Annotated in this window: 17 protein-coding genes; 7 read left to right on the forward strand and 10 right to left on the reverse strand. The window is 73.0% G+C overall.

Going from position 1 to position 13,840, the window contains the following annotated elements:
- From NUM_RS20195 to NUM_RS20205, 3 genes are all read left to right on the forward strand, one after another.
- Nucleotides 1-199: PASTA domain-containing protein (locus NUM_RS20195; protein ID WP_207126464.1), on the forward strand; the 199-nt coding region annotated here is incomplete at its 5' end.
- Entirely contained in the window at nucleotides 187-330 is a 144-nt protein-coding gene (locus NUM_RS20200) for a hypothetical protein (RefSeq protein ID WP_207126465.1), read from the forward strand. The genes NUM_RS20195 and NUM_RS20200, both read left to right, overlap by 13 nt.
- Nucleotides 330-1,163 carry a deoxyribonuclease IV gene (locus tag NUM_RS20205; protein WP_207126466.1) on the forward strand — a complete coding sequence of 278 codons (834 nt, stop codon included), beginning with the start codon at nucleotides 330-332 and terminating at the stop codon, nucleotides 1,161-1,163. Before NUM_RS20200 ends, NUM_RS20205 begins: the two co-directional genes overlap by 1 nt.
- A 45-nt stretch (nucleotides 1,164-1,208) precedes the next feature.
- Here NUM_RS20205 and NUM_RS20210 read toward each other — a convergent pair whose 3' ends face one another.
- A complete protein-coding gene (locus tag NUM_RS20210) occupies nucleotides 1,209-2,066 on the reverse strand; it encodes an oxidoreductase (RefSeq protein WP_207126467.1) in 858 nt (285 codons plus the stop codon).
- Nucleotides 2,067-2,077: 11 nt separating this feature from the next.
- Nucleotides 2,078-2,491, reverse strand: coding sequence for a winged helix-turn-helix transcriptional regulator (locus NUM_RS20215; protein ID WP_225918720.1), 414 nt, complete (start codon nucleotides 2,489-2,491; stop codon nucleotides 2,078-2,080).
- Between the two features lie 89 nt (nucleotides 2,492-2,580).
- On the opposite strand from NUM_RS20215, the gene NUM_RS20220 reads away from it, so the two are divergent.
- Nucleotides 2,581-3,228 (forward strand): NAD(P)-dependent oxidoreductase, encoded by a 648-nt coding sequence (locus NUM_RS20220; protein WP_207126469.1) that lies wholly within the window; start codon nucleotides 2,581-2,583, stop codon nucleotides 3,226-3,228.
- Nucleotides 3,229-3,336: 108 nt separating this feature from the next.
- On the opposite strand, the gene NUM_RS20225 is transcribed toward NUM_RS20220, so the two are convergent.
- From NUM_RS20225 to NUM_RS20245, 5 genes are all read right to left on the reverse strand, one after another.
- Nucleotides 3,337-4,242: an arylamine N-acetyltransferase family protein gene (locus tag NUM_RS20225; protein ID WP_207126470.1), complete on the reverse strand. Its 906-nt coding sequence runs from the start codon at nucleotides 4,240-4,242 to the stop codon at nucleotides 3,337-3,339.
- A gap of 97 nt (nucleotides 4,243-4,339) precedes the next feature.
- On the reverse strand, nucleotides 4,340-5,329 hold the full coding sequence (locus NUM_RS20230; protein WP_207126471.1) for a threonine aldolase family protein: 990 nt from the start codon (nucleotides 5,327-5,329) through the stop codon (nucleotides 4,340-4,342).
- A gap of 93 nt (nucleotides 5,330-5,422) precedes the next feature.
- Entirely contained in the window at nucleotides 5,423-5,644 is a 222-nt protein-coding gene (locus NUM_RS20235) for a hypothetical protein (protein WP_207126472.1), read from the reverse strand.
- Between the two features lie 38 nt (nucleotides 5,645-5,682).
- Entirely contained in the window at nucleotides 5,683-5,877 is a 195-nt protein-coding gene (locus tag NUM_RS20240; protein ID WP_207126473.1) for a DUF397 domain-containing protein, read from the reverse strand.
- Nucleotide 5,878: 1 nt separating this feature from the next.
- The gene (locus NUM_RS20245) at nucleotides 5,879-6,697 is read right to left on the reverse strand and encodes a helix-turn-helix domain-containing protein (RefSeq protein WP_207126474.1); all 819 of its coding nucleotides are present in this window, start codon (nucleotides 6,695-6,697) and stop codon (nucleotides 5,879-5,881) included.
- Nucleotides 6,698-6,872: 175 nt separating this feature from the next.
- Between NUM_RS20245 and NUM_RS20250 the strand changes: the two genes are divergently transcribed.
- Nucleotides 6,873-7,163 carry a hypothetical protein gene (locus tag NUM_RS20250; RefSeq protein WP_207126475.1) on the forward strand — a complete coding sequence of 97 codons (291 nt, stop codon included), beginning with the start codon at nucleotides 6,873-6,875 and terminating at the stop codon, nucleotides 7,161-7,163.
- An 8-nt stretch (nucleotides 7,164-7,171) separates the two neighbouring features.
- Here NUM_RS20250 and NUM_RS20255 read toward each other — a convergent pair whose 3' ends face one another.
- Nucleotides 7,172-8,122 carry an alkaline phosphatase family protein gene (locus tag NUM_RS20255; RefSeq protein WP_207126476.1) on the reverse strand — a complete coding sequence of 317 codons (951 nt, stop codon included), beginning with the start codon at nucleotides 8,120-8,122 and terminating at the stop codon, nucleotides 7,172-7,174.
- A gap of 102 nt (nucleotides 8,123-8,224) precedes the next feature.
- Between NUM_RS20255 and NUM_RS20260 the strand changes: the two genes are divergently transcribed.
- On the forward strand, nucleotides 8,225-8,593 hold the full coding sequence (locus tag NUM_RS20260) for a hypothetical protein (RefSeq protein ID WP_207126477.1): 369 nt from the start codon (nucleotides 8,225-8,227) through the stop codon (nucleotides 8,591-8,593).
- Here NUM_RS20260 and NUM_RS20265 read toward each other — a convergent pair.
- Nucleotides 8,568-9,611: an alkaline phosphatase family protein gene (locus NUM_RS20265; protein ID WP_207126478.1), complete on the reverse strand. Its 1,044-nt coding sequence runs from the start codon at nucleotides 9,609-9,611 to the stop codon at nucleotides 8,568-8,570. The genes NUM_RS20260 and NUM_RS20265 overlap by 26 nt on opposite strands.
- Nucleotides 9,612-9,838: 227 nt before the next feature.
- Nucleotides 9,839-11,242, reverse strand: coding sequence for a class II 3-deoxy-7-phosphoheptulonate synthase (locus NUM_RS20270; protein WP_207126479.1), 1,404 nt, complete (start codon nucleotides 11,240-11,242; stop codon nucleotides 9,839-9,841).
- Nucleotides 11,243-11,452: 210 nt separating this feature from the next.
- Here NUM_RS20270 and NUM_RS20275 point away from each other — a divergent pair, with 210 nt between their 5' ends.
- Nucleotides 11,453-13,765, forward strand: coding sequence for an MFS transporter (locus tag NUM_RS20275; protein WP_207126480.1), 2,313 nt, complete (start codon nucleotides 11,453-11,455; stop codon nucleotides 13,763-13,765).
- The last annotated feature ends 75 nt before the right edge of the window (nucleotides 13,766-13,840 follow it).

A 13,840-nucleotide genomic window follows, 5' to 3' on the forward strand; every position in this document is an offset into this window, starting at 1 on the left:
CAGTTCCGGGCCGCCCAAGGTCGAGGTGCCGGACGTGACCGGGATGAAGTACGGCGAGGCGAAGAAGAAGCTGTCCGACGCCGGTTTCGAGGTGCGCGGGCTGGGCATCCCCACCGACGGCGCCACGGTGCGCAAGCAGACCCCGGACGGCGGCTCGCAGGAGCCGAAGGGCAGCACCATCACCCTGTGGGTGATCTGATGCGCCCCGACGCCACGACCCGCCTCGCCGCCACCCCGCGGCGGCTGCGGTTCGGCGCGGCCTCGTGGCAAGGTCGGTCCGCCGCCTCGTCGCGGTTGCGGTTCGGCGCCGAACCGCGGCGGGGGCACTGATGCGGTTCGGGGCACACGTCACGACCGGCGGCGCGCTCGCGACGGTGCCGTACCGGGCGGCCGAGATCGGCGCCGAGTGTGTGCAGATCTTCGTGGGCAACCCGCGCGGCTGGCGGTTCGTACCGCCGAGCGACGAGGCGATCGAGGGCTTCCGGAAGGGTTGCGCCGAGACCGGCGTCGAGCCGTTCGTGCACTGCATGTACCTGGTGAACTACGGCACCGCCGACGACGCGCTGCGGGAACGGTCGATCGCCGCGCTGGTCGCCACCATGCGGGTCGCCGACGAGCTGGGCGTCACCGGCGTGGTGACGCACCTCGGTTCGCACAAGGGCGCCGGCTTCGCCAGCGGGCTGGACCGGCTCTGCGACGGGCTTTCCGCCGGCCTCGCCGCGAGCCGGCACACCCTGCTGCTGCCGGAGAACTCGGCCGGGCAGGGCGACACGGTCGGCTCGATCGCCGAGCTGGGGGCGATCGTGCACCGGCTCGACGACGACCGGGTCGGCATCTGCCTGGACACCGCGCACCTGCTCGCGGCCGGCCACGAGATCCGTACCCGGGTCGGCCTGGACGCGCTGGCCGCCGAGTTCGATGCCGCGATCGGGCTGGACCGGCTGCGGGTGCTGCACCTCAACGACTCGAAGACCGACCTGGGCTCGCGGGTCGACCGGCACCAGAACATCGGCGACGGCCACATCGGCGCGGCCGGGTTCGCGCAGTTCGTGCACCACCCCGCGTTCGCCGACCTGCCCGGCCTCCTGGAGGTGCCGGGCCTGGCCGGCAAGGGACCCGACGCCGCGAACCTGGCCCGGCTGCGCGACCTGCCCCGCCCCTGAACCCGCCGACCCGCCAGGGCGACAGGCCGCCGGGGCATCAGGGCGTCAGGCGAGGCTGGCCAGGTCCTCGTCGGTCAACCGGAGGTCGGCGGCGGCGACGTTCTCGGCGAGGTGCGCGAGCGAACCGGTACCGGGAATCGGCAGGACGTTGGGCGAGCGGGCCAGCAGCCAGGCCAGCGCCACCTGCGGCACCGTGGCGCCGTGCCGGGCGGCGACCGCGTCCATGCGCTCCGCGGTGACCGGGCGGAAGCCGCCGACGGGAAAGAACGGCACGTACGCGATGCCGGCCTCGGCGCAGGTGTCGACGAGCGGATCGTCGTCCCGCACCGCCACGTTGTACATGTTCTGCACGCAGGCGATCGGCGCGATCGTCCGGGCCTCGGCGACCTGGTCGGCCGTCACGTTGGAGACGCCGAGATGCCGGATCAGCCCCTCGTCGCGCAGCGCGAGCAGCGTCTCCAGCGGCTTGCCGAGCGGGATGTCGGGGTGCCCGCGGTCGCCCAGCCGCAGGTTCACCACGTCCAGCCGGTCCACCCCGAGCGAGCGCAGGTTGGCCTCGACGCCGCGGCGCAGCCCGTCGGGCGTCAGGCCGCGCTGCTCCGACGGCGCCAGCCCGATGTCCGCCCCCTCCACCAGCGCGCCGACCTTGGTCACGATCACCAGATCGTCCGGGTACGGCGACAGCGCGGTCCGGATCAGCTCGTTCGCGGCGACGCCGTCGCGCGCGTAGTAGTTCGAGGTGTCGAGGTGGTCGACCCCGAGCTCCACGGCCCGCCGCAGCACCGCGAGCGCCGTGTCCCGGTCGGGCCGGTCGCCGCGCGGCCAACCGGTCAGCTTCATCGCCCCGTACCCGATCCGGCCGACCGCCAGGTCGCCGCCCATCATCCACCGCTCGGAACTCATGGTCACCAACCCTACGGCCGCTCCGCGGCGGCCGGTGGTGGACCGTCCGCGCCGTCGTAGGCGTCCTGCGACACCGAGACGTCGCCGAGGTGTGCGATCGACCACTCCTCCAGCGCGCGCAGCGGTTCCCGCAGGGTGCGGCCGGCCTCGGTGAGCGAGTACTCGACGCGGACCGGAACCTCGGGGTGCACGGTGCGGCGCACCAGCCCGTCCCGTTCGAGCCCGCGGAGCGTCTGGGTCAGCATCTTCTGCGAGATGCCCTCGATGCGCCGGCGCAGCTCCGAGAACCGGACGTCGCCATCGTGCAGGGCGCCCACGATGAGCACCGTCCACCGGTCGCCGATGCGGTCGAGGATGCGCCGGGACGGGCAGTCCGCGCGGTAGGGGTTGCCGTCGAGCACCGACTCGCTCCGGGTGGTTACCACGAGGTGCCTTCTTCCCATTGGAGAGTTGCGCTCTTACGGTAATCACAGGGCGTCGTCCGACGCCACCCGTCCGACCGAAAGGGCACCTCGTGTCTCGCATCACCGTCATCGGCGGTACCGGTTACGCCGGTTCGGCCATCGTCGCGGAGGCCGCCGGTCGCGGCCACCAGGTCACCGCGGTCAGCCGCTCGCGCCCCGCGGCGCGCATCCCGGACGTGACGTACGTCCAGGGCGACGCCACCGACCCCGCCACGCTCTCGGCATCCGTCGAGGGAGCGGACGTCGTCGTGGCCGCGATCGCCCCGCGCGGGGAGAAGGCCAGCACCTGGCGCGACGTGCACCGCGCCATCGCCCGGCTGGCCGACGCCGCCGGCGCACACCTGTACGTCGTCGGCGGCTACTCGTCGCTGCGCCCCGCGCCCGGAGCGGATCGCTTCGTCACCGACCTCAGCGGCGTCCCGGCGGAGCTCCAGGACGAGATCCGCGGCGGAGCGGCGTTCGTCATCGAGGACCTGCCGGCCATGCCCGCGACGCTCGACTGGGTCTTCGTCAGCCCGCCGCTCGGGTTCGGCGCGCACGCGCCCAGCGAGCGGCTCGGCCGGTACCGGCTCGGTGACGACGTCGCGGTCTCGCCCGCCGACGGTGGTGCGATCTCCGCCGCGGACTACGCCCTGGGGTTTGTCGACCTGATCGAGAAGGGCGACCAGCACCGGGCCCAGGTCAACCTCGCCCACTGACCGGCGCCCACCACCCGGAGTCCGGCCGGCGAGCCGCGGGACGGGCCCCGGGAGCGAGGGCGGCCGGCCGATCCGTGGCCCGTCGTCGTGCCAGGCGGACCGGTGGTGCTACCGGGCGTCCGGGCGGTCCGCCGGGCCAGGCAGACCGGACGCCGCCGGGGCCTCGCGGGACGCCCGCCAGGCCAGGTGCGCGGTACGGGTCCTCGCCCACAGCCGCTCCCGGGTGGCCGCGTCGAGGTCGCCGAGGTCCAGGCCGAACAGGCCGGTCATCGTGGCGTACCACTCCTCGGCGGTGGCGATCTCGCGGTCGGTGTCGCCGGTGGCGTCGGTGCGGCGCAGCACGCAGCCGCGCAGCACGTCGGCGCCGGCCGCGTCGCGCCGCTGGACGGTGAGGGTACGCACGAAGCCGGACTCCGGCGAGGTGGCGAACCACTCGTGGATGTCGGCGAAGTCGTCCGGCAGCCGGGCCGGAGCCGCGTCGAACTCGAACATCCGGAACGAGCCGCGCGGGTCGTGGGTGAACCGCCAGCCGGCGGCGGTCCGGTCGATCGTGTACGTGTACGGGCCCTGCCGGTAGCTGCCGGGACGCAGCGGCAGCGGCTCGTGGATGCCGTCGCCGAGGCCGACGTCGGCAAGGTAGGGCACGCCGTCGGCGACGACGGTGAGGGCGAGGTGGTGGTCCGGCTCGACCGGCCCGCCGGCCGTGTGCCGGACCGCGGCCCGGTGCCGGGTGACCGCGAACCCGAGGTGGTCGAGCAGCTCGGAGAAGGCGCCGTTGAGGTGGAAGCAGTACCCGCCGCGGCCGGCGGCGAGCCGGGCGACCGACTCGCCGGGGGCCAGTGGCGTCGCCCGGGGCACGTGGTGGTCGATGCACTCGTACGCGATGCGTTCGACGTGCGCCCGATGCAGCGCGGCGAGCGTGTCGTAGGTCGGCGGCAGCGCGACGCCGGCGAGACCGAGCCGGGCCAGGTAGCCGGCGAGGTCGGCGGTGCCCGTACCGGAGCGTGCGTCCATGTTCGGCCCTCCCAGGTGCTGCCAGCGGGTACCTGCCCCGCGAGTCACTGTGCCGTGCGCCCGGTCGGTCGGGGCGCACGGGACGCGACGAGTGGGGTCAGTCCGGAAGCAGGGCGGTGAGCACCTCGATGGTGCGGGTGACGTCGTCGTCGGTCACGTCGTAGTGGGTGACCAGCCGGACCGCGGTCGGCCCGATCGCGCCGAACCGGACGCCCTGCTTCTCGGCGGCGGCGGCCAGGTCCGGCCCGTTCGGTACCCGCAGCACCACGATGTTGGTGCGGACCTCGCCCGGCACGTGCGGCGCCAGCGCGTCGGCCAGCCGGGCCGCCTTCGCGTGATCGTCTGCCAGCCGGTCGACGTGGTGGGCCAGCGCGTACCGGCCGGCCGCGGCGAGGATGCCGACCTGCCGCATGCCGCCACCCAGCCGCTTGCGGATCAGCCGGGCGGCGGCGATGTGGTCCGCCGAGGACAGCAGCAGCGACCCGGCCGGGGCACCAAGCCCCTTGGACAGGCAGACCGACAGCGTGTCGAACAGCCGGCCGTACTCGGCGAGCGGGACGCCGTCCGCCACGTGCGCGTGCCAGATCCGCGCCCCGTCGCAGTGCAGCCCCAGCTCGTACCGGTCGGCCAGGTCCCGCATCGCCCGCAGCTGCGCGAGCGGCAGCACGGTACCGCCGCGCATGTTGTGGGTGTTCTCCACCGCCAGCGCCGCGGTCGGCACGCTGTACCCGCCGGGCGGCGAGACGAGCGGCTCGATGTCCGGCACCGACAGCTCCGGCCAGGTGCGGGTGGTGATCCCGCCGTACGCCGCGGCCGCGCCCATCTCGTACCGCGCGACGTGCGCCTGCACGTCGCACAGCAGCTCCTGGCCGGGCCGGACGAGCAGTTGCAGGCCGATCTGGTTGGCCATCGTGCCGGTCGGCGTCCACAGCGCCGCCTCGTGCCCGAACGCCTCGGCGACCTCGCGCTCCAGCGCGTTGACGGTCGGATCCTCGCCGTACACGTCGTCGCCGACCTCGGCGCTCGCCATCGCTTCCCGCATGCCCGGCGTCGGCCGGGTCACCGTGTCACTGCGCAGATCGATCACACCAGCGATCCTGCCACCGGCCGCCGTGCGCGCACAGGTCCGGGCGCCACCGGTACAGCCTGGTGGGATCGGTCGGCAACCTGGTGGGATCGGTCAGCGCCGGCGGTTGCGGTACCAGCGCATCGCCAGCCGGATCAGCACGAACGCGGCGATGATGATCACGACGGACCCCAGCCAGGGCACGTGCGTGTACTGCTGCAGGAACCCGCCGAGGAACCGGAACGCCAGGTGCCAGATCGCCAGCCGCACGATCAGTCGCACCAGCTCCGCGATGCCGCCGGCCGCCCGCATCCCCCCACCGATCGCCCAACCCATGCACCCAGCGTGCACCCGCCGTCGGCCCGGCGGCGACCTCAGCCGTCGAGCGTGCCGGTCCTGAGCGTCGCGGTGAAGGCGCGCCACGCGGCGGGGCCGAGGACGAGCACCGGCCCCTCCCGATCCTTCGAGTCCCGCACCCCCACCGCAGCCACCCCGAACGCCACCTCAACGCAGTCACTTTCGCTGCCACTGCGGCTCGACTTGAACCACCGTTGCGAGAGCGGATCCATCTCACTCCATCTGTTCGTACTCGACTGCGATCGACTGGATGAACCCGATCGTCTCGTCGGGACTCAGCGCGACTTTTTGGAGTGTAGACAGTGCTTCGACGTATGGATGGACGTCATTGGGCTGATCGAGGAAGACCCCGCCGCGCTTGTTCTCCAGATGCACGACGGTGGATGCCTTGGGAAAGGCCAGTACCAGGAAGGCGCCATCCAAGCCGGTGTGGGCGCCAAGACTGAACGGAACAGCCTGGATGGTGATGTTGGTTCGGGTCGCCTGTTTCAACAAGTGACTGAGCTGATCCGCCATCGTGGCTGCACCGCCGACCGGCCGGCGCAGCGCGGCCTCGTCGATGACCGCCACGTACTCGGGCGCTCCAGGCTTGGTCAGAGTCGTCTGACGACCAACCCGCATGGCGACCATCGACTCGATCGCATATTCGGGCAGTTCGGCGGAGCGAAGCAGTGCCCGCGCATAGTCAGGCGTCTGCAGCAGACCGGGAATGCGCACCGAGGGATGCGAGGCGATCAGGCTTGCGGTGTTCTCGAAAGCGATGAGGGCGGTGAGTTGGCTTCGTAGCCATGGGGATCCGCTCGTCTCCCACCAGCCGGGCTGGTCTACCTCGCGGGTGAGTTCGATGAGGCGGTCGCGTTCCTCGCCCTTGACGTCGTAGACGACCAACAGAGCGGAAACCTCATCGGTGGTCGTCTTGCGTTTGCCGGTCTCGATGCGGTTGACCGTGCTGTACGCCCAGCCCAGCCGCTCTGCGACTGCGCGCGTACTGAGCTTCGTTGCGGCACGAAGCTCGCGCAGTTCAGCGCCCAACGCCCGAGCCCGTACGCCCGGCGGACGACGCGGCATCTCTACACCCCGTTCCCGAAATGAGTCTGTCAAGTTTTACAACACGCGGCTATCCGACACAAGGAGAATCCTTGACCTTGTTGCTGCAACGCGATACCTTTCCGGTCGCCGAACGTGCACACACCGCGAGGAGAATGCGATGACCGACATCGTGGACGGGTTGAGGTTGGATCTGCCGTTTGGGGACGAGGGGCGGATGCGGGCGATCATGCGGGAGATGTCGGACGAGCTGGCACCGCGGCGGTTCGCGCTCTGGGAGGTGGCGCCGGGGTGGGCCGACGCGCGGCTCGTCGGCTGGGGTTACAGCGACGGCGAGGACACCACGCTGCGGCTGCCCCGCGAGTACCACTCGACGACGCTGGCACGGCTGCCGGCGCGGCTGCGGCGGCTACGGCTGGAACCGGTCTGGGTCGATCCCGCCACCGGCTGATCCGTCCGTCAGCGCCAGACGCCGGTCAGCGGGGCGCGGTGGGCGGCGGCGCCGAGCGGGGGCAGCCCGTACATGGCCTCCAGGGTGCGCAGCATCGTGTACTGGTCGACGCGGCCGCCGTAGTGCCCGGGGCGCACCGGCGCGCCGGTCAGGATGGTGGGGATGCGGTTCGCGCCGGTCCCCTCGTCCTCGTCGAACGTGACGATCAGCAGGCTGTCGTGGTGCTGCGCCCAGCTGGCGTACCCGCCGAGGTTGGCCGACAGCCACCGGTCGCCGGTGGACACCGAGCAGTTGTGCATGTCGCTGCACAGATCCGGGATCACGAAGCCGACCTGCGGCAGCTTCGCGTAGTCGGTCGGCAACGCGCGCAGCGGCAACTGGCTGCGCGCCGGTACGTTCGCGAAGTCGGTCCACGGCGCGTGCTTGCGGGCGTAGTTGCCGTTGCCGCACCCGGTGAACCCGGCCGACGGCAACCCCTCGGCGTACGAGGCGTAGCCGTGCCCGGCGGCCAGCAGCTGCGCGCCGAGGTTGTCGGCGTGGAACGTGTGCGGGCACGAGTCGTCGGTCACCCCGTGGGTAGCGCCGGCGAACAGCGCCAGGTAGTTCGGCTGGCTGGGGTGCGCGACGCCGTGCGAGTTCGTCAGCAGCGCGCCCCGCTTCGCGAGCAGGTTGAGATAGGGCGCCTGCGGGTTGCCCACGACGTTGTCGTAGCCCTTGTTCTCGAACAGCACGACCAGCACGTGCGCCGGCCGCGGCACCCCGCCGGAGCGCCCCGCCGACGGCGTGCCCGCCGCTGTCGGCCGCCCGCTGCCGGCACCCGGGGACGCGGCGCGGGACGAACCGGCGCCGCCCGGGGCGGCAGTGCCCCCGTCGTGGCCGCCGGACGGGCCGCAGCCGGCGAGCAGCGCCAGGCCGAGCACCGACGCCAGCAGTACCCGTACCCTCCGACCCGCCGTCACTCCCCCAGCCTGCCGCCCGGGCGTCGTTCCCGCCACCGCCCACCCCGGGGCGGGGACGCTCCGTCGCTGGCTGCTGTCGCCGGGCGCTGGTACAACCGGAACGTGGACGAATCGGCGGGCGGCGAGGCGAGCGTCGAGGTACGACGCTGGCAGTGGTTCGTCACGCCGGTGGCGGTGCTGCTGGCGCTCGCCTGGTACGCCGGGTTCGTCGCCGGCTACGTGGCGCTGGTCGCGGCGCAGACCCGGTCCGGCGAGCCGCTCGGCGCGCTGATCGCCGAGGGGCTGCCGCTGCTGCCGCCGATCGCCGGCGCGGTGCTCGGCGCCCGGGTCGCCCGGCGCCGACGGCTGCTGGTCGTGGTGTGCCACGCGGCGATCGGCGCGCTGCTCGCCCTCGCCGTCGTCACCGTCCTGCTGTACGGGATCGTCGCGTTCCTCGCGGCCGTGTTCAGTCACCAACCGCCCGCCGGGTGAGCGGCGGCTGCCGGAACACGTCGGTCAGCGGTCGCCGGTCGGCGGCGGCGCCGAGCGGGTGCAGCCCGTACATCGCCTCCAGGGTGCGCAGGATCGTGTAGTGGTCGACGTGTTCGGCGTAGCTGCCGGGCCGCACCGGCTGACCGACCAGGAACGTCGGGATCCGGTTGACCCGGGTGTCGTCGTCCTCGTCGAACGTCACCAGCAGCAGGCTGTCGTGCGTCCGCGCCCACCGGGCGTACGGATCGAGCGCGCGCCGGGCCCACCGGTCGCCGGTGGCCACCGAGCAGTAGTGCATGTTGTGGCACATGTTCGGCAGCACGAAGCTGACCGTCGGCAGCCTGCCGTAGTCGCGCGGGAACGCGCCGAACGGGCGCTGGGTGCTGGCGGGTACCGAGGTGAAGTCGGTCCACGGCGCGATCGCCCGGTCGTAGTGCGGCGCCGCGCAGCCGGTGAACCCGGTCGACGGCAGGCTCTCGGCGTACGAGGCGTAGCTGTCCCCCGCCGCCCGCAGCTGCGCGGCGAGGTTGTCCGCGTGGAACCGCTCGGGGCACGTGTCCCCGGTCACCCCGTGGGTACTGCCGGAGAACAGCGCCAGGTAGTTCGGCTGGCTCGGGTGCGCCACCCCGTACGACCGGGTCAGGTAGGCGCCGCGGTGCGCGAGCCCGGTGAGGTACGGCGCCTGGCGGCTGCCGATCACCGAGCTCGCCTTCTTGTTCTCGAACACCACGACCACCACGTGTTTCGGCCGCGGGGTGCGCCCGCCGACCGCCACCGGAGTCCCGCCGCTGCCCTCCACCGTGGTGGCGCCGCCGCGGTCGGCCGGATCGTCGTCCCGGGCGTGCGGCCCGTGCGGGGAGCCGTGCCAGCCGGTCAGCGCGTGCCAGCCCTTCTCGGCGAGCGGGTGACCCGGCGTCGGTCTGGTGCACCCGGCCAGCGCGAGCACCACGACCGCGAGCACCCCGAGCAGCCGCCACCGGGCCCGCCCCGCCCGCCCGGTCCGGTCACCGGCGCCCATGCTGCCTCCGTACGGGATGGGGCGCGCCCCGCCGGCGCGACACAGGCCCATCCCTTCGAGATCTAGCATCGGCCGGATCGGCCCAACCAGGCCGCGGCGCCACTCTTTGCCCGCCCCGAAGCTTGTTTAACCCCGCCGCACCGCCCCCTCACCTTCGCACCGGAACGGCAGCGATGGCCGTCACTCGTGCGACCGCCGGACGGGCGGGCCCGGCGCCGCGGGGAGCGTCAGCCGCGGAGCATCTCGGCGACGAGGAAGGCGAGCTCCAGGGACTGCTGGGTGTTGAGGCGCGGGTCGCAGGCCGTCTCGTACCGGGTGGGCAGGTGCAGCTCCTCCAGCGCCTGCGCGCCGCCGAGGCACTCGGTGACGTCCTCACCGGTGAGTTCGACGTGGATGCCACCCGGGTGGGTGCCCTGGCCGCGGTGCACCTCGAAGTAGCCGAGCACCTCGTCCACGATCCGGTCGAACTGCCGGGTCTTGTACCCGTTGGACGACTCGAACGTATTGCCGTGCATGGGATCGCACTGCCAGACCACCTTGGCGCCGGCCGCGGTGACCTTCTCCACGATGGGCGGCAACGCGTCCCGGACCCGGCCGTTGCCCATCCGGCTGATCATGGTGAGCCGGCCCGGGATGTTGTCCGGGTTGAGCCGCTCGGCCAGCTCGATCGCGGTCTCCGGGGTGGTGCTCGGACCGATCTTGACACCGATCGGGTTGGCGATGCGGGAGACGAAGTCGATGTGCGCGCCGTCCATCCGGCGGGTGCGCTCGCCGACCCAGACGAAGTGCCCGGACAGGTCGTACGCGGCGTCGCCGGCGACCCGGGTCAGCGCCCGCTCGTACTCCAGCACCAGCGCCTCGTGGCTGCCGTACAGGGTGACCTGGCGCAGCTCGTCGGCGTCGGACATGCCGCAGGCGTTCATGAACCGCAGCGCCCGGTCGATCTCCCGGCCGATCGCCTCGTACCGCTCGCCGGCGGCCGACGAGCGCACGAAGTCCTTGTTCCAGGTGTGCACCTGGTGCAGGTCGGCGAGGCCGCCGGACAGGTACGCCCGGAGCATGTTCATCGCCGCCGCGGCGTTGGCGTACGCCCGGATCATCCGCTGCGGGTCGGCCACCCGCGCCGCAGGCGTGGCGTCCAGCGAGTTGATCATGTCGCCGCGGTAGGCGGACAGGCCCAGCGCGTCGGTCTGCTTGGACCGCGGCTTGGCGTACTGCCCGGCCACCCGGCCGACCTTCACCACCGGCATGCTCGCGCCGTAGGTGAGCACGATCGCCATCTGCAGCAGGGTGCGCGCGTTGGCGAGCAGGTGCTGCTCGGTGTTGGAGACGAACGTCTCCGCGCAGTCGCCACCCTGCAGCAGGAACGCGCGGCCCTCGCACACCTCGGCCAGGCGCGACCGCAGCTGGTCCACCTCGTACGGCGCGACGACCGGCGGCACCGCCGACAGCACCTGGCTGACCTGGTCGACCTCCGCCTGGTCCGGCCAGCTGACGCCCTGGTCGCGGGGTAGCTCGCGCCAGGCGTCCAGTCCGAGCTTGGCCACCTCGTGCTCGTCGGCATCGCGGGTGGTCAGCATGCTGGTGGTGTCCAGGCCGGGGAAGCGCAGATCATGCCATTCTCGCTGCACGCCGACAGCCTACGGCGTGCCCCGCCCCGACAAGCCCCCAGGTGGCGGCCGTCCCACCAGCCGCCCGGCGCGCCCGCTGCGGCGTCCGGAGCCTGCCGGCTCGCTCCCGTCCCCTCGTTCGTGACGGGCGACACGTGCGTGCCGCCGCCCACCGCCGCGATTCGTATTGACAGTTCGAGCCTTTTGACATCTACTCGTTTTTGAGAGTTGATGTCAGTTTTGGAGGCGGACATGGTCCGGTACGGACGAGGGCGGCAGGGCGCGATCCTCGTCGCGCTCTGGCTCGCGGTACTGGTGGTCGGGCTGGACACGATGGTGCTCAGCGTCGCGCTGGCCACCCTGAGCAAGGACCTGGGCGCGAGCAACGCCCAGCTGCAGTGGGTCACCGACGCGTACACGCTGGCGCTCGCCGCCCTGCTGCTGCCGGTCGGCCTGCTCTCCGACCGGTACGGGCGGCGCACCGTGCTGCTCGCCGGCCTCGCGGTGTTCGGGCTGGCCTCGGCGGCCTGCGCCGAGGTCGACTCGCCGGCGCAGCTGATCGCGGCCCGCGCGGTGCTCGGGATCGGCGCCGCCGTGCTGCTGTCGGTACCGCTGTCGATCGTGCCGACCGTCTTCGGCGCGGCCGACAAGGCCGGTACGGCCGGCCGGGCGACCGGGCCGACCGGCGAGCGGCATCCAGCCACCGGTCCGACCGGCCCCGCCGGCGACCCGGCCGCCACCGGCAGGAAGGCCGGCCGGACGCTGCCGACCTCGACCGCGCTGGCGATCCTGGTGTCCGGGATGATGCTCGGGCTGCCGCTCGGGCCGCTGCTCGGCGGCTGGCTGCTCGGCCACTTCTGGTGGGGCTCGGTGTTCCTGATCAACGTGCCGATCGTGCTGGTCGCGATGATCGTGGTGGCGCTGACCATCCCGCAGTCGCGGGCGGTCACCCGCCGGCCCGACCTGCTCGGGGTGGTGCTGTCCACGCTCGGACTGGTCGCGCTGGTCTACGGCGTCATCGAGGGCCCGGAGCGCGGCTGGACCAGCCTGCCGGTACTGGTCGGGCTCGGTGCGGCGGTCCCGCTGCTGGCCGGGTTCGTCGCCTGGCAGGCGCGGGCGCGGCAGCCGCTGGTACGACTCGGCCTGTTCACCGACCGCCGCTTCTCGGTCGGTGTACTGGCGATGACGCTCGCCGGGTTCGCGCTGTTCGGCGTCGTGTTCGTGCTGCCGCAGTACGTGCAGGTGGTGCTCGGCACCGACGCGTTCGGCGCCGGAGTCCGGCTGCTGCCGCTGATCGCCGGGATGCTGGTGGCGGCGCCGGTCGGCGACCGGCTGTGCCGGCGGTTCGGTCGCCGGCTGCCGGTGGCCGGCGGCCTGCTGGTGGTCACCGCCGGGCTGGTGGTGCAGTCCCGCGTCGAGGTGTCCAGCGGGTACGAGCTGACCGCGGTGGCGATGCTGATCGAGGGGTTCGGCATCTCCCTGGCGCTGTCGCCGGCGATGGACTCGGCTCTCGCCACCTTCGGTACGGACGACGCCGCGACCGGTTCGTCGCTGGTCCAGGCGATCCGGCAGGTCGGTGCCGCGCTGAGCATCGCGATCCTGGGCAGCGTGCTCAACGCCGCGTACCGGGACCGGCTCGATCCGGCACTGACCGGGCTGCCGCCGGCGGCGGCGCACGCGGCCCGCGGGTCGGTCGGCGGGGCCGCGGAGGTGGCACACCGGATGGGCCCGGCCGGCGCGCCGCTGCGGGCCGCGGCCGACGGCGCGTTCGTGCACGGTATGTCGGTGATGCTGCTGGTGTGCGCCGCCGCCGCGGCGGTCAGTGCGGTGGCCGCCGCGCTGCTGCTGCCGAACCGGGACCGGCCGGTACCCGAAGCCACGACGACGCGGCCGGCCGGGCCCGGCCGGCGGCACTCGCCACCGGCAGGCAGCACAATGGACGGCATGAAGGCTGACGTACCGGCGGGGGCGCCGGGTCTGCGGGAGCGCAAGAAGCTCAAGACCCGGCGCACCATCCAGCACCACGCGCTGCGGCTGTTCGCCGAGCAGGGGTACGAGCAGACCACGGTGGAGCAGATCGCCGCCGCGGCCGAGGTCTCCCCCAGCACGTTCTTCCGGTACTACCCGACCAAGGAGGACGTGGTCCTCGCCGACGACTACGACCCGGTGTTCTACCAGGCGGTCCGGGACCGGCCGGCGGCGGAGAAGCCGCTGGTCGCGCTGCACAGCGCGATGATGGCGTTGATGCCGCAGTTCGCGGCGGAGGCCGGCGAGGACACCCGGCAGCGGCTGCGGCTGGTGCTGTCGGTACCGGCGCTGCGCGGCAAGATCATCCAGGGGGTCGCCGAGTCGACCCGGGCGATCGCCACCGCGCTGGCCGAGCGGGCCGGCCGGGACACCCCGCAGTACGCCGACGAGGCGGTCGCCGCCGCCTACATCGGGGTGGCGTCGGTGGCCGTGCTGCACTGGGCCGAGTCACCGGAGGACCTCGACCCGGCGAACCTGCTGGAGGAGGGCGTCGCCGCGCTGCTCGCCGGCTCCTGACAATCCACAGTGGACAGCCCAACCTGGACTGTCCACCGTGGCGCGATCGGGCAAGGTTCCGCCTGCCGGCCGCAA

The organism is Actinocatenispora comari, assembly GCF_017312725.1.
In the GTDB taxonomy this organism is placed as follows: domain Bacteria; phylum Actinomycetota; class Actinomycetes; order Mycobacteriales; family Micromonosporaceae; genus Actinocatenispora; species Actinocatenispora comari.

Coding starts and splice junctions, on each gene's coding strand:
- NUM_RS20225 (WP_207126470.1), bottom strand. CDS start 4,242: ATGGACGCACGCTCCGGTACGGGCACCGCCGACCTCGCCGGCTACCTG.
- NUM_RS20235 (WP_207126472.1), bottom strand. CDS start 5,644: ATGGGTTGGGCGATCGGTGGGGGGATGCGGGCGGCCGGCGGCATCGCG.
- NUM_RS20250 (WP_207126475.1), top strand. CDS start 6,873: ATGACCGACATCGTGGACGGGTTGAGGTTGGATCTGCCGTTTGGGGAC.
- NUM_RS20275 (WP_207126480.1), top strand. CDS start 11,453: ATGTCAGTTTTGGAGGCGGACATGGTCCGGTACGGACGAGGGCGGCAG.
- NUM_RS20265 (WP_207126478.1), bottom strand. CDS start 9,611: ATGGGCGCCGGTGACCGGACCGGGCGGGCGGGGCGGGCCCGGTGGCGG.
- NUM_RS20205 (WP_207126466.1), top strand. CDS start 330: ATGCGGTTCGGGGCACACGTCACGACCGGCGGCGCGCTCGCGACGGTG.
- NUM_RS20240 (WP_207126473.1), bottom strand. CDS start 5,877: ATGGATCCGCTCTCGCAACGGTGGTTCAAGTCGAGCCGCAGTGGCAGC.
- NUM_RS20210 (WP_207126467.1), bottom strand. CDS start 2,066: ATGAGTTCCGAGCGGTGGATGATGGGCGGCGACCTGGCGGTCGGCCGG.